The organism is Gluconacetobacter azotocaptans, from assembly GCF_014174355.1.
GTDB lineage: Bacteria > Pseudomonadota > Alphaproteobacteria > Acetobacterales > Acetobacteraceae > Gluconacetobacter > Gluconacetobacter azotocaptans.
Window position 1 is genome coordinate 1 of sequence record NZ_JABEQF010000025.1, and the last position, 21,871, is coordinate 21,871.

Below are 21,871 nucleotides of genomic sequence, written 5' to 3' on the forward strand. Positions count from 1 at the left end.
GCCATGCCTGGGACCCCGATGCGCGGCTGGCCCGGGTGATCGCCCGCGGCCGCAGCCGCTCCAGCCGCCACCGGCCGGACCCGGCCCTGCTGCGCGCGGCCGCGGCACGCTGCGACGACAGTCTCCGCGGCAGCCGCGACCGCGCCCTGCTGCTGCTCGCCGGCGAAGGCCTCACCCCCGCGCTGCTGGCGGCGCCTGGCCGGCGCTCGCCTTCTCCGTCCGCCCGGTGGACGATGCCGAGTGACCCGGACGCAGTCTGGGAGACGCCGGCGCGCCGGCCGGGCATCCCGGAACTGCACTTGCAGGGCTACGACGGGCCGCTTGACCTGCTGCTCGACCTGGCGGAGCGGCAGCACATCGATCTCGGGGTGATGTCGGTCGCCGCCCTCGCCGACCAGTTCGCCGCCGGCTTCGCGGCGGCGCAGCACCAGGTGCCGCTGGCGCAGCGGGCGGAATGGGTCATCTGGGCGGCCCGGCTGGTGCTGCTGCGGGCCCGGCTGATGTTCGCGGCGCCCGAGGAACAGGCTGCCGCCGAGCAGGAGGCGCAGCGCACCGCGGCGCAGCTCGAGGAGCTGCTGCGCATGCGCGCCGCGGCCGACTGGCTGACGCGTCGGCCACAGCTGGGACAGGAGGTGTTCGCCCGGCCGGCCGACCCGCAGGAGCCGGCCGGCGCGCGGCGGGCGGGGAGCTATTTCGACCTGGTGGCGGCGTGCCTGACGGTGATCGAACACGGTGCCGCCGAGGCCGCGCCGGCGGCGCTGCAAGTCCGCTCGCTCGCGCTGTGGAGCGTCAGCGCGGCGCTGGCGCGGATCCGCGCCGTGCTGGAGAGCGGGAAGGCGGGACAGGGATGGCAGCAGTTCCTGCCGGCGCTGCCGGACGGCCCGGATCTGGCGCTGCGCCGGCGCGCGGCGCTGGCGGGCACGTTCGTCGCCGCCCTGGAACTCGCGCGGGCCGGCGAAGTGGACCTCGATGCCCTGACGCCCTGACCGGACGGCGGGTGATACAACGTTGCATCACCCGCCAGAGCGGTGGCTTCCGGCGGCCCGGATGGGGCTGGAGCGCCCACGGCCGGCCGATGTGATCCGCAGAGAACCCGGGGGTCAACCGGCGGATTTTGGCTTCCGGCCCCGACGCTTGCGCATCGGCGCGGCGCCAGGTTCAGGAGTGCTTTTGGAACGGTCGAGATAAAATCGCCAATGTCGTGTCCGGCGGATTTACCACCATGTATCCTTGAGCACGGTGAAGTCACCGCGGGACGGCTTGTTTGCGAGGACGGCGCGATTAAACGGCGGCCCTCCTGTCACCGACGGGCATTCTTCAAAACCATGATAATCGCCTTGTACCCACTTTCCCAAGGAATCGGTGATTCGAATCTGTCCCTTCGCCTCAGAGTTGGTGGTCGTAAATTTGGTTGCCACGACTTCGCCCGGCTTTACAACGCAGGGGCCATTTTCTGACTGGCACGAAGGGCCGTCAAACCAGACGCTTCCCAGTGCATCACCATTCTGCGCCCGCGCTGGGAATGCCTGGAACACCCAATTTTTAGAGGATTTATTGTAAATGTGCCGGGAGCAGGTCGCGTCCGCATTCCCGGATACAAAGATGGCCAAACCCATGACCACGGCCGGGACAAGACGCCCCCTGACATAGCGGCCTGAGCAATGCTCTATTCGATCTTCCAAGGCTGCCCTCAAGTCGTTGCACGTTCGAATGACGCGATTGAATTCAGGATCGCATGACTTGTCCATATCTGCGATCTCAGGCGCGGCCGTATCGATTATCCCATTATGCGCAAGATTGCAGATGAGGCGACGATATGAAAGCCGTCGCCCGGTTGTCAGGCATCAGCGCCATTTCTTAATGGATCACCTCCAAAGGTGGTCCCGATCGGAGTCGAGCGGCCTACTGCAACGGCCCGGGCAGCGGATGTCTCGAAAAAGCCGGCAGGCGGGACAGTGCCGAGCGTAAAGCACGCCCGCACCGATCGCCTCGCGGTCGTGCCGGCGAGCTATGATTTGAAGAAATTCAGGATCTGCTTCAGGCTCTCGATTTCCCGCATCGGGATCTTCCCGCCGTCTTTCTTGCCGTCCGCGGCGTCCGCCAACGCGATCTGATGCTGGTAGAGCGCGAGGAATGTGTTGAGGCCGATATGGTTGACGTCGACGCACGACTTGCAGAACGTCATGACGGTGATGTCTTCGACCTCCTCCTTGAGCAGGCCGCTGCCTTTGATCGAACGGCGCCACAAATGATAGTCGAGGCGGATGATCGCATAGTTCTCCTCATAGACGATGTAACGCGATTCATTCAGTTCGCTGGCGCAGGATTTTCCGAGAAAGCTGTCAACCACGCTGCTGAGAAAGGTCGACACATCGGCTTTCTTGGTGTCGTCCGCGCCCGGCGAGATCATGTTGAGCACGCCATCGATCACACTCTTGGCAGCGCTGCCCCCGCTGGACGCGCTGGCAAAGACCTTGCTGTAGGTCTGCACGATGCTCTCGATCGGCACCGTCGCGTTTTCCTTGGTGCCGGCCGTGCGCAGATCGTTCTGGATCTTCAGTTCGAAGAACTCGGCTTTCGACTCGCCCAGCGTGACCAGGACGTCGAGCGCCGCCTTGGCTGCGGTCTGGACCTTGTTGGCGTCCTCGTTGGCGAATTCGCGCAACGCGTCGAAGATTCCCATCTCGCTTCCTCAGGCCGTGCCGCCGACGGTGTGGACGGTTGGGTTGATTGACGTGCCCTCGTCGGTATCCTCGGTCCAGTCGCCCTCCGTGACCTCGTGCTCGATCTGCGCGGCGAATGCCCGGGCAACGGCGTCAAGTTCCTTGTCAAGATGTTGGCCGTTCCAATAGGCCCGGACGAGCGGCAACCCGATCGCCAGGTAGGACGCGCGCTGCTTCGGGTTCTGATCGAGCCGCCGGATCACGGCCGGCGGACAGTAGCGGTCGAGGAACGCGTGCATCGCCGACATGTCCTCGGCGGAAAGCGGGACATTCCCGATCCGGCGGACGATGATTTTCTTATCCTTCGGGTCCGCGTCCTGAAGTCCGCCGCTCGTGCGGGCGTTTGCCGCCTCCTGGCGCGCGCGCGCGATGGCTTTCGCTCGCTCCAGATGCGCCGCCAGCCGCTCGGAAAGCTCACGCTCCCATTCGGCCTGGCGTTCGGCCTCGTCCTCGTTCATCAGGGTCAGCACGGACAGCGCGACCAGGCCAACGCCGACCAGCCCCCCGAGCGCGCCCGCCGTCACCGTCAGGACGACAAGTTTGACCACGTTGGCGCCGAGCTCGACTTCGGTCTTCGGGAAGTTGCGATCGATCCGGGCAAGGCTGAAGGTCAGCACGCTCAGCGGCAGCGACGTCGGCTCGATGCATTTCTCGAACGCCGCCGAGATCAGAGACGCGGTCTCCGAGAGCGCCTTCTCGCCCGCCGTTGCCGTCAGGAAGTCCGTTACGCCTTCCATGTACTTCGCGATATTATTTTCAGACGTGGCAAGTTCGTTGCGAGGCGGCACCGGCGCATCCTTCTGAGTGACGAATAATGACCATGTATAGTTTTATCTGGTCGGAACCGCAATGACCTCTCGGGAGAGAAGATCTATCCCGAGGCGCCTCCCGCGCGGGCCCGAACCAGACCGGCGGTAACGTGAGACCGGCTGCTGAGAAGTACTCCAGCATCCGAGCCTGCCTGTCCCTGCGGGAGGGCGCCACAAGCTCCCGCGGCGCCGCGGCGACCACTGTGCCAGGGCTTCGGGCCGGCAGGGACTTGACCCGTTGCTGGAGAGAGACGGCGCCCCTGCGGCTCCGGCTTTTCTCATCGGCGACGGGCCGCTCGGGTTGCCGCTTGAGCCATAATGCGAAGCAATGTCAACTATATGGATCGATAATTCCCACACCTCATGAGCCCACAAAATTATGATCGATATTGTCCAAGCGTCGGAGCACCTTGAATCAGCGGCATCAATACAAGAACCTGTCTCGATATACACAAGGTATTTGGACGATATCGGAGATTTTCACTACGCATTTGGCCGCTTTGACCGATTTCGGAAGCGTGCTCATGACATCATTCACGTCATTCGCTCGCACGGGAGCAGCGGCTGGTTGTGCGCGCGCGGGGGCCGATGTTGAAACGCATGCACAGCATGTGGCCGGAACTGTGTGCGTGCGAATGCCCGCGCGGCTGGGGTTACAGGCGCATTCACGGCGTACACCTGTGCTGGACGCATGCATCGGGCGCGGGGCCGGTGTTCAGCCCGCCGAGGCCCGTGACAGGCGTGCGCTTCGAAACGTCACGACGAGCATGCAGAGCGTGCTCCGCGCGTCGATTGGTGATGCCTCCCTTTGAGCTCTTCGCGCTTCGCCAGCAATCAACATCTCCTTGACCGCTTGGGTTTTCGGACCTAGATAAGGGACAACATGGCCGTCCCCGCTGATGCATCTGGCATCAAGGGGCGGCCCTTTTCGTCTCGGCCGCATGCTTCCCCCCTACGCCAAACCACATCTCAGTTTTGCCGATCAGCTCGCACTCCTCATGCGGCGGGGCTTGTCTGTCACCGACCAGACCAAGGCGATCCATCATCTCCAGCGGATCGGCTATGGGCGCCTGACGCCCTATTGGCAACCCTTTCAACAGATCATTCCCAGTCCGGCCGTTCCGACCCGTACCATCCGTACCGAGCAGTTCAAGCCGGGTGCCGAGTTCCGCCACGCGGTCGAGCTCTACCTCTTCGACAAGCAGCTTCGCCTCCTCTTCCTTGACGCGATCGAGCGGATCGAGGTCGCGTTGCGCGTGGATCTCGCGCACACGCTTGGAAAGCGTGATCCGTGGGCACATCGCTCGGTCGGCCTTCTCGACGCCCAGCGGGCGAATGCACCGTTCCAAGGCAGCACACGCCATCAAAGCTGGCTCATCAAGGCCGACCAATCCGTCACCCGCTCCAGGGAAGACTGGGTGGTGGAGTTCGGCACCAAGTACAGCTCGCCGCTGCCGATCTGGATGGCCGTCGAGGCATGGGATTTCGGCACGCTCTCTTGGCTTCTGGAAATGGCGCATCCGAACGATCGTACCGCGATCGCCAAACGGTATGAATTGCTTCCGAATACGCTGGTGAGTTGGATCAAGTCCCTAGCCTTCGTGCGCAATACCAGCGCACACCACGCTCGCCTTTGGAACACCGGCATCATCAACCAGCCCCAGGTGCCCAAGCAATTCGAGGCACCGCAGGTCGTCCATATCGCAAACGATGTCGTCCGCCGCAGTCGTGTCTACGGTGCCGCCGCCGTCGCGAGCCATCTCGTCAAGAAGATCAATACCGGCACTTCGTGGAGCTGCCGCATGAAAGACCATTGGCTTGCCTTTCCGGTAATGCCGTTCGCAACTCGGGCCCATGGAGGGTTTCAGCCGGGCTGGGATCAGGAGGCGATCTGGGCCTGATGGACGCGCAGGTCTCCCGAGGGCTGCAGCGGGAGCGGCAGCATGCGTGGACGTCCGGGGCGGAGAAGATTAAACCGGAATGGCGCACGCTAAGCGGGTGGGTTGCCGCCGTGACGCCTGCCGCGGCTGGGACATGAGGTGTTCGCACGGCCGGCGGACCGGCAGGAACCGGTCGGCGCGCGTCGGGCGGGGGACTATTTCGACCTGATGGCGGCCTGCCGGCCGGTGATCGAGCACGGCGCGGATCCGCGCCGAACAGCGACCGGGCGGGCGGGCGGGACAGGGATGACAGCAGTTCCTGCCGGCGCTGCCGGACGGCCCGGATCTGGCACTGCGCCGGCGCGCGGCGCTGGCGGGCACGTTCGTCGCCGCCCTGGAGCTCGCGCGGGCGGGCGAAGCGGAACGCGATGCCCTGACGCCCTGACCGGGCGGCGGGTGATACAACGTCGCATCACCCGCCAAAGCGGTGCCTTCCGGTGGCCCGGATGGGGCTGGAGCGCCCACGGCCGGCCGATGTGGTCGGCAGAGAACCAAGCGGTCAACCGGCGGACTTTGGCTTCCGGCCACGACGCTTGCGCACCGGCGCGGCGCCAAGTTCCATAGTCACGGATGCGACCCGCACGTCCCGCTGGACCTGCAGGGCCGCGCTCCTGGTCGAAGGCGAACGGAGCTGTTGCGGGTTCCTCGCGTTTGACATCGCTGAACGTATGGACGCGGTGACCCTGACGATTATTGCCCCGGCGCATGCGCGTGAGGCGGTGGCAACGCTGCTGGAGCAGTTTGCGTCGCGCGGTCCGCCAGCAACCGCGCCCGTGGAAAAGACCTGCGGGTGCGCGGCGGAGTGCGGCGCATGAGCGAGGCGAGCGCATCGGGAAACAAGGCGGCCAGCGCGATTGCCATGACGGCGTCTAGTGCGGCGCTGGCCTGCGGCGTGTGCTGCGTCGTGCCGTTCGCGCTGCCGGCCGCGATCCTCGGGTCGGTGGGCGGCATTCTCGCCTGGTTCGCCAACGCCTATCGCTGGCTGACGCCGGTTGCGATCATGGCGGTTTCCATCGGTTGGTTTTGGGTAGGCTATCAGACATATCGGACAGGACGCAGGCCTGCCTGGCAGACGCTCGGCGTCGTGGGGTTCGCCACGATCATGGGGAGTCTTGCATGGCTCTGGCCGCGGATCGAGCCGGTGGCGATCGGGTTCTTGCGAGGGTAAGCCGTCAGGGTTTGGACGCCGTTATTGTGATGCGTCCCACTTTGTGCCGCCATTCACGCGTGCTGTGCTACGATGGTAGCGATCTTATGTGCGTCGCGGTGCCAGCGCCTCGATAATGCGGCAGTCGGCGACGGTGCCATGGCGGCATTGCCCGATCATGGCGGCCAGTTCCCGATGCAGGGCCTGCAAGTCACGAAGCTTGCGGTCGATCTCCGCCAGATGCGTGCGGGCGATGGCGTCGACCGTCTCGCAGGACTATGTCTTCTGGTCGGCCATTCCCAGCAGCGTCCGGATCTGATCGAGGGAGAGGCCGAGGTCGGGTGCCCGGCGGATAAAGCTCAGGCGCCCGAGGTGGGTGGCGTCGTAGGCGCGGTAGTTCCCGCCGGTTCTGGGCGGAACTGGAAGCAGTCCGGATCGCTCGTAATAGCGGATCGTCTCGACCTTGGTGCCCGTCGAACGGGCCAGATCGCCAATGCTGAGCGTTCCGGTTTCCATTTCCTTGACCCTATAGTGGCTACAGGGTCCATGTAGGAGGCCATGTCGCGATCGTCGAGGTGATGCCATGGCCTGTTCTCATGATTCCTGCTGCCTGACTACGGTCTCGGGTGAAGACGGGACCGCACCTCGCTGGCGGCGCGCACTCTGGATTGCGCTCATCGTCAATGCCGGCTTTTTCCTCACCGAGGTCGTCGCGGGTGTCATGGCCGGCTCGGCGTCCCTTGAGGCCGACGCGTTGGATTTCTTCGGTGACGCCGCCAATTACGCCATCAGCCTGATTGTCGTCGGCATGGGACTGAGGTGGCGCAGCCGCGCCGCCATGCTGAAGGGGGCGACGATGCTTGCCTTCGCGCTTTGGGTGCTCGGCAACACCACCTGGCATGTCTGGACCGGCACGGTGCCGAAAGCCGCAACGATGGGGGTGATCGGTGTGACGGCCCTGCTCGCGAACGGCGGTGTTGCCCTGATGCTCTATCGTTTCCGGACCGGTGACGCAAACATGCGTTCCGTCTGGATCTGCTCCAGGAATGACGCGCTCGGTAACATGGCGGTCTTGCTCGCGGCGGCTGGCGTGTTCGGGACCCGAACGGGGTGGCCCGACGTGGTTGTGGCGGCGATCATGGGCGGGCTCGGCCTGCATGGCGGCTGGCAGATTGTCAGGCAGGCCCGACGGGAGGCTGGTATGGGCCCGACGCAGCTTTCCGCCGCCAGGTGACGCGTGGACGATGCAGGAGGGGTGTTCTTCGCGACGTGTGGGGATTGCATCCGGGAGGCCCCTCGGCATTGAAATCCGTCAGCGTCACACGCATGTCACGGTCGACGATGATCTTGAGGTGACCCTGATGAACGCCGAGCGAACATGCCGGGGCATCCTGGACAATGGCAACGTCGTCACGGTTCGTGCGGATCGCCACGGCAGGCCGCACCATTGCCTCATGGGAGGCTGTCATGATGACAAATTGCATGCAAGGAATGGGCTGGGGCATGGGCCTGTTCGGCCTGCTCACGCTGATCGTACTTGCCCTCGCGATCGCGGCACTGGTCAAGTATCTGTGGTTCGCGGAGGGATGGAGGACGCGGGTCGGCCAAGCCCCTTCGTCGGATCGGACACTCAAGTGAGTTGCCCGGTCTCGCGTGGCCAGTTGTGTCCCAGCTCAAACGACCGGCCCAAGGCTGCGGCATGACCTCGGCGGGCACGTCGGCCGCAATTTCCGGCGCCGTGTGCACGTTGACGATCGTAGGTGCCCTCTCGGTCATGTCGTCCTCTCGTATCCGCGCCAGACAAGCGCGAGCCAATATTCCGGCACGCGCGCCGCGATCACCACTTTTGATGTCTGCAATCGGCAATGCAAGTCGCCACTCCCTATGCCTGGGATGAGGGTGGGAGCGGACCCTCCGTTCCATGTTCAATGCGGTTCCAACTCAGCCATCGTCGCTCCTTTGCTGGACCCGCTACGCGGTTGCGAGCCAGTTTTCGACCTTCAGGCCGCATACACGCTCGAACTCACCAGTGTTGGCGGTGACGAGTACCGCGCCAACGGCACAAGCATGTGCGGCAATTAAAAGATCGTTCGGGCCGATCGGCGTTCCGGCCGCCTCGAGATCCGCCCGGATGCGGCCGTATTCAGCGTCGGCAGGGAGATCAAGGGCGAGCACGTTGGTGCTCCCCAGGATCGCCTCGATCTGCGCCGTCAGTTTCGGCGAGCCCTTTTTCGCGCAGCCATAACGGAGTTCGGCCGCGGTGATGATGCTGACGCAAATCGCGTCGTCGCCAACAGAGACGATATGGTGAGCCGCACTGCCTTGGGGATTCCGGGCCAGATCAGAGACGATATTGGTATCCAGCATAAAGAGCGCGGTCAAAGGTTGAGGTCCCGCACCGGAAGGAGTGTGCTGTCGACATCAGGAAAAGCGTCTTCGGCTGGCAACGGCTCCAATTCGGCGAGGACGGCCGACAAACGCTTGCTAGGCACAGGTTCGATGATCAGCCGTGAACCCTCCCGGTGAATCAGGACCCGCTCGCCGGGAAGCTCGAAGTCGGCCGGAATCCGAACAGCCTGGCTCTTGTTGTTCCGAAAGAGTTTGGCCTCCCGTGGGGGCGAGGCATCTATCTGGCTGCGATAGGGCATGCGGCATCTTCACGGACGCTTTGGGGGGTGAACGGACCGACGGCTTTCAGTTCCACGTTTGCAATAGCTGCCGGTGTCTCGGTTGCGTGATCTCGCGGCAAATGCCCATCCAGCATTTCTTTAGACATCGGCGCTTACCAATCTGGAATTTGAGCGGCAAGGTCTTCGATCAACGCACTTTTGATACACAATCCCAGATTTATTATGTGCGTAACCTTGGCGACCGGCGCGAGGCTTGTCGGCACAGGTTCTGCTACGATCTGACCGTTCATTGTTTCGGTGTGCCCGGCGTAAAGAATGCCAATCAGCGCGAACCGCGTACCCATCGCTAACCCACTCGATGTTGACCACGATCCCTCGTTCATCACGAAAATCGGAGAACCAGAAGAACCGCCATATACGGGGATATCAGCCAGAAACTCCCGCTTACCTTGATAATTTGCCGTATATGGTGTCGAAGTAATTCCCCGCCGCACTATAGGAAAATTGTTTACAGCATCAACTAGTCCGGTTGGATAACCCACCATTACTACGTCTTCCAACGCGCTAAAATCACCGATCATTTGCTCCGAAGGCAAACTCGACTTAGCAAGACATTTGATGAACGGACGCCAGCCTTCTTTATTTATGGCATGGTTGATAATCGGTGCAATCGCGATCGCAGCTAGGTCAACATTGGGGTCGGGATGGCGTATGATCGGAACTTGATTCGAAAAAAACGAAATTAGTCGACCAGAGCCGTGCAACGGCGTCTTATTATTATCTGTCGTAACATGAAAAGTAAGACCTATCGCAGCGGCGCCGTCCACAACGTGCTTATTTGTTACAAGCCAAGGCGTTGTTTTATCATCCTTAGCGAAACAATATAAAAACCCAGTTCCAGCACCCGTCCAGTTTATCGTTTGGTTTTTCGACGTAAGAACGCGCACCGTCATGTAGCGCAGTTGGTGGGATATTCTACTGTTTGTCATTTCTGTCTTCCAAATGTAGCCACAGCTATATGGCGGTCATGGACATATCCCATGCAGCTATGGAAAGGCTGGAAAGAGGCGGGAGCAGACCTGCTCCATGTTCAATGCAGTTCCAATTCAGCCTGCCCTCCTTTGCTGGACTCGCTACGCAGTGGCGAGCCAGTTTTCGACCTTCAGGCCGCATACACGCTCGAACTCACCAGTGTTGGCGGTGACGAGTACCGCGCCAACGGCACAAGCATGTGCGGCAATTAAAAGATCGTTCGGGCCGATCGGCGTTCCGGCCGCCTCGAGATCCGCCCGGATGCCGCCGTATTCAGCGTCGGCAGGGAGATCAAGGGCGAGCACGGTGGTGCTCTCCAGGATCGCCTCGATCTGCGCCGTCAGTTTCGGCGAGCCCTTCTTCACGCAGCCATAACGAAGTTCGGCGGCGGTGATGACGCTGACGCATATCGCGTCGTCACCGACAGACACGATATGCCGAGCGGCCCTGCCCTGAGGATTCCGGGCCAGATCAGAGATGATATTGGTGTCCAACATGAAGAGCGCGGTCACAGGTCGATGTCCCGCGCCGGCAGAAGTGTGCTGTCGACATTGGGAAAAGCGTCTTCGGGTGGTAGCGGCTCCAGTTCAGCAAGGACGGCCGACAAACGCTTTCCAGGCACAGGTTCGATGATCAGCCGTGAACCCTCCCGGTGGATCAGCACCCGCTCACCGGGAAGCTCGAAGTCGGCCGGAATGCGAACCGCCTGGCTCTTGTTGTTCCGAAAAAATTCGGCCTCACGCGGGGGCGAGGCATCCAACTGGCGACGGTAGGGCATGTGATGCTCCGTGTATATCCATTGCATATACACGGAGCAGTGGCGGCTTTCAATCGGCGTCTTCACGGCTGCTTCGGGGGGGGGGAGAAAGTCGGCTCTGGGGATCACGCGTGGCTATAGCTGAACTTACACAGCATTGATCTCTCTATCTATCGTGATCAGAAAATAAGAAAAGGCAGCCAATTCGTCTGCGCCAAGCTGGCTGGGTTAACACCGCTTCGAATATTACGGACGTCTATTACAATTTTCGAACTTCCCATTTAATCAGGATATCATTCTCGAACAAATCAATTAGCTTGAAGAGGACGCAGAATGTGGATCCCTCAGGCCGAACGATCGCAATCATGCCCTTTTCCATTCTGGCGTAATGGCGTGGGAATCTAAAGACGGTCGGGTCGCTGATGTGGCTAAACTTGCTGGCCCCGGCCGCGATCTTGACGGCACCGTTAGGGCCTATGAGATCCACGTGTCCGTGGGAAAACTGCAAGTTGTTCCATGAGATGTCGATCGTCTGCGGATCGTTCTCGCTAAACCGGACCTCTATATTGATCCCACTCCCGACCACGGGCACACGGCGCTTGCCCGCGCCAATAATTTTCTCAATCACGCCGTATTCAAAAGTCTCTTGCTCAACTGCGTCTCGCAGCTTCCTGTCGAAGAACTTGACGCTGATATTGTGTTCTAGAAGCTTCTTGAAACCTTGAGAGTAGATGGTTCCGTTGGGATCGAGTACGCCAACGAACACTTCGCGAACTCCGGACTCGATGATCAAGTCCGCACAGGGCTCGACCCCCTGATTCGCCTGAAGGGCAACGCACGGCTCAAGGGTAGTGAAGACTGTCGAACCGATCCGATCAGGCATCGACAATTTTTCGAGCGCCACCCGCTCGGCATGTTTCTTGGGAACCTCGCCACGGAAGCCGGTAGAGAGGATCTTTCCGTCTTTGGCAACGACGACTCCCACCTTCGGGTTTTCCGTACACTTCAATTGCTCTTTAACTGCGATCTTCATCAGGTCCGATGTTGAGTAATTAGTAGCCAACTTACGCCTGCCTTGTTCCGTTAAACGCGGATTTGTATAGTGAAAAAACAGAATGCTGTCATCGTCACGGTCGGAACATGGGCCGAAGTTGGAGCACGCCGGGATTAGTTAAAACTTGAGCTTGTGCGTCGGGCGACCATGTCTGCTTTCTGAAAGCGAAAACATCGCTTTCGACGTCCGAGAAGAGGCGGAAGCGGCCGTAGGTTTGCCCAAGCGCGCGGACCTCGGCCACTTCTGGCTCCTCACCTGGATTATTTGTCATCGGTCGGGTCGGCAGGCTCCTGGCTGAGCAGCCAATCCTTCTGGAAATTGTAGTAAGCTGATCGGCCCACGGTCGGTCCCGGAAGTGCCTTCACAGCATCCCAGATTTCGACCCCGCGCCGGCCGTCGGCCAGCATCTCCGCCGCCAGTTTTTGTCGGGCCTCGGTCATTACCTGGGGACGACCGTGCCGTCCCCCTCGCGCTTTTGCCGCAGCAACCCCAGCAATCGTCCGCTCGCGGATCAGATCGCGTTCCATCTGCGCCAGGGAGATCAGCATATTCAGCACGAATTGACCCATTGGTGTGCTGGTATCGATCGGTTCGGTCAAGCTCTTGATCGTGACGCCCCGTTCCCGCAGCAATTTTAGGGTCTCGGCGACGCCAAGGACCGAGCGGCCGAGACGGTCGATCTTCCACACGACAAACTCAATGTCGTCGCTATTGGCCGCTTTCAACGCTAGAGCAAGGCCCGGACGCTTTTGCGTCCCCCCAGTCATTTTGTCGGTGAAGATCGCCTTTGGATTAACGCCATAGTCGGTGAGGGCCTTGATTTGCATGTCCAGATTTTGCGCGTCCGTGGAGACCCGCGCATATCCGATCTTGCCGTTTCCTACCGTTTTGCCAGCCACTTTATCTACGCGCTCCGAAATCCGACATGCATTTTATGGATTTATTTCTGGACAAGCGCAACAGAGTTATTTATGGATAGTTATACGGACAACCGGACTGGCCGTCAGGTAGTCCACCTAACCCCGGAGAACCGCAGCGATGACGCTGACCGAGAATCAGAAGAAGGCGCTTGCTGCCATCCAACAGGGAACCGTCACGATGAGGAACACGGGGTATGCCTCGTGGCGCATCATGGGTCCGATCCACCCGAGCGTTGTGGGCCGCGTGATCGCCCTGGGCTTGGCCGCCTGGACCACAAATGAGAACGGAAAGAATGCGGCGCTGACCGCTGCCGGCAGCGCGGCCCTGGTCGCGTCCACCTAACCCCGGAGAAAAGAAAATGACGACGCTGCCTATTTGTCAGGGCTGCACCAACAGCCGCAATGCTGCCTGTGGAGCCTTCATGCCCCCGATGCGACCGGAGACCGTCGCAGATAGCCCGACGCGCTGCCGGGACCATAACGCGGCGTCCACCTAACCCCGTCCGCATACCATCAAGTACATGCGTGGGTTCTGACGTCAGAACTCGGCGCGCTCCGCCTTCGAAGGAGCAACAGGACGTGTTAAGCTTGCAAGTCCGCGTATGACAATTGCGCCTCCGGGAGGGCGCGGACGGACCGGCATGATGAGGCGCGCGCTGTGCCCCAGTGAGCGGCACTTTACCTCGGCGCTCGGCGGCCCGAAGATGCATACATTGGATAATCTTCGAGCGCGGCAGGTGGCGCCGAAACGCCAGCCGCCTGCAAGCCGCCTGGGACGTACTCACCGCCTTGGATGGGACCGTTCATCCTGAGGCTGCGGGGAGGCGATCGCGGGCGCTCAGGGTCGAGCGTCCGCGTCGAGTTCGGCGAGTCGATACGAGCTAGATGTTCATTGGCGATTCTATACGCGAAATTCTGCTCCGGCTGTGTCATTTCCGCATACACCGCGTCGACCCGCTGCTTGCCGGCATCGCGGCGCACCTCCCAATCCGATAGCGCCGCCTGGTCCTTGAGCGAGGCGATGTTCGGCATTTTCTCCGCCTGCTCTCCTGGTGCGGATGAGAGCGAGGCCATCGAGGCAAACGCACAGATAATCGACCGCTGCGTCACCTCGGACGACGGCTTTTCCTGCAAGATGGTGATAAGCGTCTCGCGGACTGCATCGTGCGCGGCCATCTGCCCTTTCAGCGAGAGGTTGGAGCCCGAATGCCCGGTCGCGCCGCCGTTGACGCTGAGCGCAGTGCGTGCTGTATCGGCTCGGAACCCGTCGCCGGCCTGTAACGCCCATTTGCGCACCGTGGGATCGACGTAGATCGCCCCGGCCTTGTAGAAGGGCGAGGCCCTGTTGGTGGTCGTGATGCGCCACTCACCGTTAGACTGCCTTTCGGCATTGACGAGCATTTCCCATACGTCGGTGGGCAGCACCTCCTCGTGCATGCCGGTCGAATGTCCTGCAGCAGTCTGGCGCGAACTGACGCGATAATTGCCGTCGCTTTGGAACAGCCCGCTCTGCTTCTGCGATCTGGTCAGCGAGGCGTCGGTATCGCGTGTGTATCTACCGACCCGCGGCGCCAGCGATGTCTCCGAAGTATTTTCCCGATTTATCTTGAGACTGGCTTGCCTCGTCCTGCCTTCGTCATTTTCCATTGCGCTGCTTCTTCAGCTTGTCCGATGACCGCACCGTGCCGCTCATGGTGCTGGCGTGACGGCGGCTTGTCCATAGCAGGGATTGCGCGTTCAGGTGGGCCTGTTACGCTCCGTGATTGCCTGATATTTGGGGGAGCAGCAGCCGTGAGTTCTTACGTGCCTATCGGAACGATCATCGCCAGCATTGTGCCGCCGACGACAGCGATGGGCAATTGGCTGCCCTGCGACGGCAGCGCGATCCCGCCGCAGTTCACCGAGTTATGCACACTGCTCAACGATCGGAATACGCCTAATCTGATCGGACGCACCCTCATCGGTGCCGGCAGCTTTGCCGCTGCCCAGACAACCCAAACCGACTTGCTCGATCCCAATTTCACTGCACTGAGTGGCGACAGAGCAAGTCAGGTGACAGCGCTGCAGATCGGGGACACCGGGGGCGAGGCGACTCATGCGCTGACGATCGGTCAGCTCCCGTCGCATACCCACACCATCAATAACGGCAATTTCGGTTACCACAGGCGCAGTTTCGAAGGTGATTCGGGCGCAGATTTGCCCTTTGAGGTAAACCCGAGCACGAAGGTTGGCGGGACCGACGAGAGCGGGAAAAATGAGGGCCATTACAATGTCCAGCCATATTACGCTATCACCTATTTTATTCTGGCGGGTTGATCGCCGCGACCTCAGTTTGAGCCAAGCAGCCTTTCGGGAGAGACCTCGTGTTCAAAGCGGCTGATGCGCGCACGTTTTCAACAGCCTACATCGTGGAGTGCGGCAATGTTCCGATCGGCCGCTTGTCTGTCGAATATCATGCGATCCACTATGACGATATTCAACTGAGCAGCGCCGGCCAGGCGACCGGGGTTCCGGCCGATCGGGAGCGCAAATATGTCCTGACGTCTACGACCCGAATAGTGCTCTACAATCCGCAAGGGATTATGGTAAGCCCTTCGACTCAACGTAAGCGGTACGAGAACTATCCGGCGCTTCTCAATATCCAGATGATGGTAAACGACCCGCAAGGCGAGTTAGTCGACCTACAACTGATCGATTACTTTCCGAAGACGTTAAATACCCAGGTCCAGACGTCGGGCACCGCCGGCTCGTCGTCGGGGGTGGTGCAATCGAGTTCGATCAGCAACACGGTCGGATCCTCCACCTCCGAGACCAACAGCTTCAGCGTATCGGCCGGTCTCTTCGGCGAAGCCTTTACGATGTCAGCGACCGCCGATCATTCGACGACCACTACCCACGAACACTCGAACACTACCGGTTCGGAGGCCTCCCGCAACACAGGGATGGATGCATCAAATAGCGCGAGCATGAGCATCAAGGACTGGGGCGCCTATGGTCTAGTGAACCCGATCAGCGCGCTGCCGGTCTGGAATTTCGGCCAGGAGTATCCCTGGAATGTCTTCCAGAGCTCGACGACCGACGGTACTACCAATCCCAACAATCCGAAGCAGGTGTTGCTGCAGGTGCCCGCGACGATGCTCGCGCGGCTGTGGGACGGTGCGACGCTTTATCCGCCGAGCCAGTTGTCGAGCTACGGGGTCAACTTCGCGACCAAAGTGCAGTGGCTGGTGACGATCCCCGCCGGCGGCTCGCCGGAGGTGTCATTCACTCATTTCGTCAACTATTTCTCCGCGTCGCATTCCGTTGAAAGCGAAAGTGTCGCCGAGCCAGGCGATCCGGCGCCGGTCAGGGTGTACATGGATGCGCAGCCGACGATGCTGGGTTCGAAAAGTCAATCAACCTCCGTGTCGCTAGACTTAGGCGTCCTGTCGCTTGCCCCGATCACGACGCGGGGCGGTGCGGCGATCGTGGGCTTTGTGCCCAACAAGTTTACTACCCTGCCTGCCCCGCAGCAGGACGGTGCCGCACCGAGGCCATTCCTGGCCTTCTCGGGAGGGAGTGACCTGCTGGTAAAAGACACGACCACTTACCCCAAAGACACGCCGGATGGCGCCGGGTTCTCGGCGACTGCGGGGGGAATGACCGGGTCGCTGAGCGGCAGTTGCAGCCAGCTAAGCTTCCGCTTGCTGTTCAAAATTACCAATACGGTTCAGAATTATTCTCTATTCTTCAAGCATTGGAAAATTGGTGACACCGGACTTAAAATGTCCATCGTGATCAACGAGGATACCACCAACACAGTGGTCCGCTATATCGACGACCTGGAGGCAGAGGGCGGGTCGAGTAACACGACGGTGATCTCGCTCCGCAACCTGGCCTATTCGTCGCTCGATTACCATGACTACCTGAATCTTGGCCTCAACTCGATCGATATCACGCTGTCACCCATCAACAGCTCCGGGCCCAGCCGATATGGCCTGCGCGCTCTATCGATCGAGGCGAGTTGAGCTGAGTGGTCAGCCGGAAGGGTGTCGTGAAGCATCGCAGCGTCAAAGACGAACGCCGGGCATCGTGGGAGCACCAGCACGGCCGCTTGATGTACGGCGCCGCTGGCAAGACCGAAAGCGCGCTGCGCGCCCCCATTCGCCATTACTGAACCAATCACGCACGAAAGTACATAACACCCTCTAGTCGTGGGGTTACTGGTTTCGCCTGTGGTGGCGTCTGTTCTGCCGACAGCACTGGGCACGCGGATCGCGTCCTTCATCGTAGGGGAGGCGGATCGCTGGGAGGCCGGGATGGCGTTGATGAGAAATGCACGACCGCAGAACTGGAAGACTCTTCTCTGGAAAGACAAAGTTGATCAGACGAATATTGACCGATTAAATGAGTGTCAGAGAAATGCTAATAAGGAAAATATCTCTGAACAATGCACGATAAACATTAAACCAGAGTGATTTTTTTTGGATTTACTCTGTCCCTACTATTTTCCATTTCACCTCTTTGAGGTGAGTGGCCGGATCATAAAGGGCGACATCCAGAGCGAGATCGCGGGCGGTGAGGCGGCCAATGGCAGCGGCGAGGGCGTAGGAATCCTGCACGGTGTTGGCGATGTTCTGGATCAGCGTCCGTTGCTGCTGGAACAAAAGCTGCTGCTGTTGCAGCACCTCGAACGTGGTGCGGACGCCCAAGAGTTCCTGTTGCTGGATGGCGCGGAGAGCGGCCTCTCCCAATGAGACGGCCTCTCGGTTCCTGGCCAATTGATCCCTATCCGCCTGCCATTTGCGCCAGGCGCTATCTGCCGCCTGAATGGCTATTCTCCGTTGATCGTCCAGATCATGACGGGCGGCGTCAACCGCGCGCCGGGCCGCGCGGATCGCGGCATATTCCGATCCGCCCTGATAGAGCGGGATGCTGGCCTGGATCGTGGCCATCTCACCGTCTTCGGTGAATTTCGCATCGTTCTGGTTGATCTGATGCTGGAAAGATGCCTGAGCAGAGATCTGCGGCATGAGGGCCGCAAAAGCGACCTTCACAGTGTCCTGTTCAGCCGCGAGGGCGTATTGGGCGCCGATGGCCTGGGGTGAGTTGGTCACGGCAAGACGGGTCGCATCGATTTCCTGCGCCACGGGTAGGACCAATGGCTGGGGTGGTGTCAGATCCTTCGGAGGCGCGGTGCCGACCTGGCGCTGAAACGCGGCTTCGGCGACGCCGAGATCGCTTTCAGCCTGGCGGGTGGCGGCCCGTGCGGCTTCGTATTGCGACCGGGCCTGTAGAACATCCGTCTGGGTGGCCTGGTTGAGCCCGAACTGGCTTGTGGTCAGGCGTACTTGCCCGGCCAGAGTATCCTCGTTGCGTTTTGTCAGGTCCAGAAGACGATGGGCCTGGGTCAGGGACACATAGGCCGAGACGACGTTCTGGAAGATCTGCTGTTCGATCTGCACAAGATGGGCGCGTTCCTGCATGACCGTATGCATGGCCTGCCGGGTCGAGGCGACGGTCCGGCCGCCGGCGAACAGCGGCTGAGTAACGGTGATACCCGCGTTATAGCCAGGAGCGGCAAACTGCTGATTATAGCGGAATGATCCACCAAATGGATAAGTGATATAGTTGGATTGATTGTAATTGGCGCCGACGGCGACAGAAACAGTCGGCCGCCAACCGGACAGGGCTTTCGGGACGCCCTCGTCTGTTTGCTGGAGCAGCGCCCGTTCCCGCAGCAATTGCGGCGCGGAATTATAAGCTGTGGCCAATGCGTCGTTGAGGGAATAGGCGTCGTGCCGCTCTTTTCCTGCACTGAGTGTCGGACCGAAGAGGATCGTCATGACGACGGCGATATAGATTCCGGACCGTTCTGGTCCGGTTGTTATTCTGGTCTTTTTCATCGTTTACGAGCATTGCATAGATTTTCTAAACGTATCAATATGTGTCGGACTTGTATCAATTCCCTTCTGTCGAAGGATGCTGAGTTGAGTAATGCCTGACGGATCGACACGCCCCCTGTTTCGCGCGGAAGCACTGAAATGGCGCCAGGAAGCCTGGATCGGTTCCGTGCAACTCGTGGAGCCGATCTCCGGGCGGATCGCCTCGCTGTGTTCTGCGGTACTGGTCGCAGGGGCGTGTCTCTATGTGGCGTTCGGGACTTATACACGGCGGATTCATGCCAATGGTCTGATGCTGCCGCCGGCCGGGTTGGTGGTCGCGGAGGCGGACCAGAGCGGTATTGTCGCATCAACGTCGGTCAAGGAAGGGATGCATGTCACGGCTGGAGACCGGCTATTCACCCTGGATGTCGAAAGCTGGTCTGAAGCGGGGCCGACTGGCCGGCAATCGCTGGATAGTCTGGTGGCCGAGAGGGATTTGTTGACGGCCCGACGGGCGTTGTTGAACGCGGATGCTCCCGTTGAACTGGCTTCGTTCCAGGACGAACTGACGGCGCTGGAAAAACAGCAGGTCATGCTGACCGAGCAGGTCGGACGCGACAATACATCCTTGCCGCTGGTGGAACGGGCGATGAGTGAAATGCGGACGGCGATCGGCACCCATCTGGTGACGGAAAGCCAGTTCCAGAGCCAGCTTTACACCTACGTGCAGTTCATGAACACGCACTCGCAGACCTTGCGCACCTTGGTCGAAACGGGCGGCCAGATTTCGGATCTGCGCTACAAGATCGACCGGCACCACTACAAGGTGGATGAGGATCTAAACGATCTCGATGTGCGTCTGGCCGATATCAAACGCCAGATTGCCCAGGCGCGGGGCCAGGCCGGAACGGTCATCGACGCCCGTGTCAGCGGGACGGTGGATGGTATCCGGGCGTCGGTCGGGCAGCGGGTCGCGGCCGGCCAGCCCCTGGCCAGTATTCTGCCCGACAATGTCGAATTGCTGGCCGAGCTGTATGTGGACAGCCGGGCGGTCGGCTTCGTGCAGCCAAGGCAGCATGTGCTGCTGAAATATGCGGCCTATCCATTCCAGAGATTCGGTTTGTATGATGGTACCGTCGTTGAAGTAACGAAGGCCCCGTTACCAGAACGGGATAGGTTCGTTTCCAGGGATAGCGGCGATGCTGCGTCAAACAGTTCTTCGCCACGGTCGCAAGGCGATATCTATCGTATTCGGGTGAGGCCGGATCAGGCCTATGTGCTGGCCTATGGGCAGCAAGAGCGGCTGACGCCGGGGATGGCGGTGGAGGCGGAGATCGCGATCGATCATCGTCGTTTGTACCAGTGGCTTCTTGATCCGGTCATCTCAATGACATCGACGCTGAAATCCGTTTCTGGTGGTTCCGTGTCCAGGGCGATGCCGTAATGCTGCGTCCGATCCAGACCGGCTTTCGCCGGAAGCTTCCCGTCATCCTGCAAACCGAAACGGCGGAATGCGGGTTGGCCTGCCTGGCGATGATCTTGTGTGTCCATGGGCATCTGATCGATCTGGCCTCCCTGCGCCGGCAGGCTGCTGTGTCTGGGTCAGGCCTTAACCTGCGGTCTTTGATGCGGATTGCCGACCGGTTCGGATTACATAGCCGGCCGGTCAAGCTCGATCTGCCGGCGCTGGCGAAACTGTCGCTGCCCTGTGTCCTGCATTGGGATTTCAACCATTTCGTGGTGCTGGTGAAAGCCGGCGAGAAAGAGATCCTGATCCACGACCCGGCACGGGGTGTGCGAAAGCTGACTCTGGACGAAGCGTCGCGGCATTTTACCGGTGTGGCCCTCGAACTGACACCGGCCGCGACGTTCAAGAAGCGCGACGAACGCCGGTTGCTGAGCATCGGCGACATGTTCCGCCATATCGCGGGACTGAAGGGGGCGCTGCTGGCTCTGGGCGGCCTGTCCTTGGGCTTGGAAGTCATTGCCCTGGCCAACCCCATGCTGGCACAGGTCATCATTGATGAGGTGTTGACGACGGGAGACCGTTCCCTGCTGTGGACGACCGCGGCCGGGCTGGTGCTTCTGGTGGTTTTGCAGGGGGTGATCGCGACCTTTCGTTCCTGGATGATCATGCTGCTGTCCACGCGAATCTCCGTGCAATGGAATGTCAGCCTGTTCTCCCATCTCATGGGCTTGCCGCAGGACTATTTCGCGAAGCGTGGAGCGGGTGACATCCTGTCGCGCTTTGGCAGCCTGGGAACAATCCAGCAAACTTTTACGACCGATCTGGTGCAGAGTGTGATGGACGGTTTGATGGCGATCGGCATATTCGTCATGATCGTGATCTACGGGAAATGGCTGGTGGCGATTGTCGTAATATTCTCAGCGCTTGATCTCATGGTTCGCGTCGCATTATTCGCTTCATACCGGGAAATATCCAAGGAAGCGCTGGTTCATGGAGCTGCACAGCAGGGACATTTCCTGGAGACATTGCGGGGGATGCGTAGCATCAAGCTGCTGTCTTTGGAAAAAAGACGAAAGATTGCGTGGGGTAATAAATTAATCGACGGTATCAATGCCGGATTAAGAATTCAACGCTATGACTTGATATTCGCGCGGACTCAGGATGCCCTGTTCGGGCTCGACAGGGTGTTAATGTTGGTGCTTGGCGCCCGCATGGTCCTTTCATCGGAAATGTCGATTGGTATGTTAATGGCATTCTTAAGTTATCGCGATCAGTTTGCGAGCCGGTTTGGTAATTTGATTGCTGTTGGATTCAAAATCCGAAACCTCAAGGTTCAATGTGAGCGCCTTTCCGACATTGCCTTAACTGAAGCAGAGGCAAGTGATTGTTCTCAGGCAATGCTGCCCGTTTCTGAATTAGAGCATAATCCGATCAATCTGGTTCATATCCGGCGGCAGCAAAGCAGGCGGCGGCTTGACTGTGACCGACGTCGTCGATTGCGCTGCATACCGCGTCTTGGAGGGCATC

At 60.3% G+C, this 21,871-nt stretch carries 24 protein-coding genes and 1 pseudogene; 12 read left to right on the forward strand and 13 right to left on the reverse strand.

Annotation, left to right across the window (positions count from 1 at the left end):
* A partial coding sequence (locus tag HLH34_RS18180; RefSeq protein WP_244960040.1) for a segregation/condensation protein A occupies nucleotides 1-986 on the forward strand: 986 nt, incomplete at its 5' end.
* A 228-nt stretch (nucleotides 987-1,214) separates the two neighbouring features.
* Here the strand turns inward: HLH34_RS18180 and HLH34_RS18185 are convergent.
* From HLH34_RS18185 to HLH34_RS18195, 3 genes are all read right to left on the reverse strand, one after another.
* Nucleotides 1,215-1,748 (reverse strand): hypothetical protein, encoded by a 534-nt coding sequence (locus HLH34_RS18185; protein ID WP_183120979.1) that lies wholly within the window; start codon nucleotides 1,746-1,748, stop codon nucleotides 1,215-1,217.
* A 260-nt stretch (nucleotides 1,749-2,008) separates the two neighbouring features.
* Nucleotides 2,009-2,683 (reverse strand): hypothetical protein, encoded by a 675-nt coding sequence (locus HLH34_RS18190; RefSeq protein WP_183120980.1) that lies wholly within the window; start codon nucleotides 2,681-2,683, stop codon nucleotides 2,009-2,011.
* A 9-nt stretch (nucleotides 2,684-2,692) separates the two neighbouring features.
* On the reverse strand, nucleotides 2,693-3,511 hold the full coding sequence (locus HLH34_RS18195; RefSeq protein ID WP_183120981.1) for a hypothetical protein: 819 nt from the start codon (nucleotides 3,509-3,511) through the stop codon (nucleotides 2,693-2,695).
* A 1,031-nt stretch (nucleotides 3,512-4,542) separates the two neighbouring features.
* Between HLH34_RS18195 and HLH34_RS18200 the strand changes: the two genes are divergently transcribed.
* Complete coding sequence (locus HLH34_RS18200; RefSeq protein ID WP_244960041.1) at nucleotides 4,543-5,433, forward strand: Abi family protein; 891 nt, start codon at nucleotides 4,543-4,545, stop codon at nucleotides 5,431-5,433.
* 850 nt (nucleotides 5,434-6,283) lie between these two features.
* Entirely contained in the window at nucleotides 6,284-6,640 is a 357-nt protein-coding gene (locus HLH34_RS18205) for a hypothetical protein (RefSeq protein WP_183120982.1), read from the forward strand.
* 84 nt (nucleotides 6,641-6,724) lie between these two features.
* On the opposite strand, the pseudogene HLH34_RS18210 reads toward HLH34_RS18205, so the two are convergent.
* Nucleotides 6,725-7,135 (reverse strand): annotated as a pseudogene (locus HLH34_RS18210) (MerR family transcriptional regulator).
* A gap of 67 nt (nucleotides 7,136-7,202) precedes the next feature.
* Here HLH34_RS18210 and HLH34_RS18215 point away from each other — a divergent pair.
* A complete protein-coding gene (locus tag HLH34_RS18215; protein ID WP_183120983.1) occupies nucleotides 7,203-7,853 on the forward strand; it encodes a cation transporter in 651 nt (216 codons plus the stop codon).
* Between the two features lie 233 nt (nucleotides 7,854-8,086).
* The gene (locus tag HLH34_RS19230) at nucleotides 8,087-8,257 is read left to right on the forward strand and encodes an SHOCT domain-containing protein (RefSeq protein WP_244960042.1); all 171 of its coding nucleotides are present in this window, start codon (nucleotides 8,087-8,089) and stop codon (nucleotides 8,255-8,257) included.
* A 333-nt stretch (nucleotides 8,258-8,590) separates the two neighbouring features.
* Here the strand turns inward: HLH34_RS19230 and HLH34_RS18220 are convergent, their stop codons facing one another.
* The 7 genes from HLH34_RS18220 to HLH34_RS18250 all read right to left on the reverse strand — a co-directional run bounded on the left by HLH34_RS18220 (nucleotide 8,591) and on the right by HLH34_RS18250 (nucleotide 12,991).
* Nucleotides 8,591-9,001: a type II toxin-antitoxin system VapC family toxin gene (locus HLH34_RS18220; RefSeq protein WP_183120984.1), complete on the reverse strand. Its 411-nt coding sequence runs from the start codon at nucleotides 8,999-9,001 to the stop codon at nucleotides 8,591-8,593.
* The gene (locus HLH34_RS18225) at nucleotides 8,998-9,267 is read right to left on the reverse strand and encodes an antitoxin (protein WP_183120985.1); all 270 of its coding nucleotides are present in this window, start codon (nucleotides 9,265-9,267) and stop codon (nucleotides 8,998-9,000) included. Before HLH34_RS18225 ends, HLH34_RS18220 begins: the two co-directional genes overlap by 4 nt.
* Before the next feature lie 134 nt (nucleotides 9,268-9,401).
* The gene (locus HLH34_RS18230) at nucleotides 9,402-10,238 is read right to left on the reverse strand and encodes a S1 family peptidase (protein ID WP_220792256.1); all 837 of its coding nucleotides are present in this window, start codon (nucleotides 10,236-10,238) and stop codon (nucleotides 9,402-9,404) included.
* A 144-nt stretch (nucleotides 10,239-10,382) separates the two neighbouring features.
* Complete coding sequence (locus tag HLH34_RS18235; protein ID WP_183120987.1) at nucleotides 10,383-10,793, reverse strand: PIN domain-containing protein; 411 nt, start codon at nucleotides 10,791-10,793, stop codon at nucleotides 10,383-10,385.
* The gene (locus HLH34_RS18240; protein WP_183120988.1) at nucleotides 10,790-11,059 is read right to left on the reverse strand and encodes an antitoxin; all 270 of its coding nucleotides are present in this window, start codon (nucleotides 11,057-11,059) and stop codon (nucleotides 10,790-10,792) included. The genes HLH34_RS18235 and HLH34_RS18240 overlap by 4 nt, the downstream gene beginning before the upstream one ends.
* 238 nt (nucleotides 11,060-11,297) lie before the next feature.
* Nucleotides 11,298-12,071, reverse strand: a complete 774-nt coding sequence (locus tag HLH34_RS18245) for a cytidine/deoxycytidylate deaminase family protein (RefSeq protein ID WP_220792257.1) — start codon at nucleotides 12,069-12,071, stop codon at nucleotides 11,298-11,300.
* Nucleotides 12,072-12,352: 281 nt separating this feature from the next.
* Nucleotides 12,353-12,991, reverse strand: coding sequence for a recombinase family protein (locus HLH34_RS18250; RefSeq protein ID WP_220792258.1), 639 nt, complete (start codon nucleotides 12,989-12,991; stop codon nucleotides 12,353-12,355).
* Between the two features lie 139 nt (nucleotides 12,992-13,130).
* Between HLH34_RS18250 and HLH34_RS18255 the strand changes: the two genes are divergently transcribed.
* Complete coding sequence (locus HLH34_RS18255; RefSeq protein WP_183120990.1) at nucleotides 13,131-13,355, forward strand: hypothetical protein; 225 nt, start codon at nucleotides 13,131-13,133, stop codon at nucleotides 13,353-13,355.
* A gap of 335 nt (nucleotides 13,356-13,690) precedes the next feature.
* Here HLH34_RS18255 and HLH34_RS18260 read toward each other — a convergent pair whose 3' ends face one another.
* Nucleotides 13,691-14,659 (reverse strand): hypothetical protein, encoded by a 969-nt coding sequence (locus HLH34_RS18260; protein WP_183120991.1) that lies wholly within the window; start codon nucleotides 14,657-14,659, stop codon nucleotides 13,691-13,693.
* 144 nt (nucleotides 14,660-14,803) lie between these two features.
* On the opposite strand from HLH34_RS18260, the gene HLH34_RS18265 reads away from it, so the two are divergent.
* The 4 genes from HLH34_RS18265 to HLH34_RS19855 are packed head-to-tail and all read left to right on the forward strand — an operon-like array spanning nucleotide 14,804 to nucleotide 17,469.
* Complete coding sequence (locus tag HLH34_RS18265; RefSeq protein WP_183120992.1) at nucleotides 14,804-15,328, forward strand: hypothetical protein; 525 nt, start codon at nucleotides 14,804-14,806, stop codon at nucleotides 15,326-15,328.
* A gap of 47 nt (nucleotides 15,329-15,375) precedes the next feature.
* Nucleotides 15,376-17,019: a hypothetical protein gene (locus HLH34_RS18270; protein ID WP_183120993.1), complete on the forward strand. Its 1,644-nt coding sequence runs from the start codon at nucleotides 15,376-15,378 to the stop codon at nucleotides 17,017-17,019.
* Between the two features lie 26 nt (nucleotides 17,020-17,045).
* On the forward strand, nucleotides 17,046-17,168 hold the full coding sequence (locus HLH34_RS19715) for a hypothetical protein (RefSeq protein ID WP_264784337.1): 123 nt from the start codon (nucleotides 17,046-17,048) through the stop codon (nucleotides 17,166-17,168).
* A 37-nt stretch (nucleotides 17,169-17,205) separates the two neighbouring features.
* Nucleotides 17,206-17,469: a DUF6118 family protein gene (locus HLH34_RS19855; protein ID WP_373318602.1), complete on the forward strand. Its 264-nt coding sequence runs from the start codon at nucleotides 17,206-17,208 to the stop codon at nucleotides 17,467-17,469.
* Between the two features lie 12 nt (nucleotides 17,470-17,481).
* Here the strand turns inward: HLH34_RS19855 and HLH34_RS18275 are convergent, their stop codons facing one another.
* On the reverse strand, nucleotides 17,482-18,897 hold the full coding sequence (locus HLH34_RS18275; RefSeq protein ID WP_183120994.1) for a TolC family outer membrane protein: 1,416 nt from the start codon (nucleotides 18,895-18,897) through the stop codon (nucleotides 17,482-17,484).
* Between the two features lie 91 nt (nucleotides 18,898-18,988).
* Between HLH34_RS18275 and HLH34_RS18280 the strand changes: the two genes are divergently transcribed.
* Nucleotides 18,989-20,320 carry an HlyD family efflux transporter periplasmic adaptor subunit gene (locus HLH34_RS18280; RefSeq protein WP_183120995.1) on the forward strand — a complete coding sequence of 444 codons (1,332 nt, stop codon included), beginning with the start codon at nucleotides 18,989-18,991 and terminating at the stop codon, nucleotides 20,318-20,320.
* On the forward strand, nucleotides 20,320-21,871 hold a 1,552-nt coding region (locus tag HLH34_RS18285), incomplete at its 3' end, for a peptidase domain-containing ABC transporter (protein WP_183120996.1). The genes HLH34_RS18280 and HLH34_RS18285, both read left to right, overlap by 1 nt.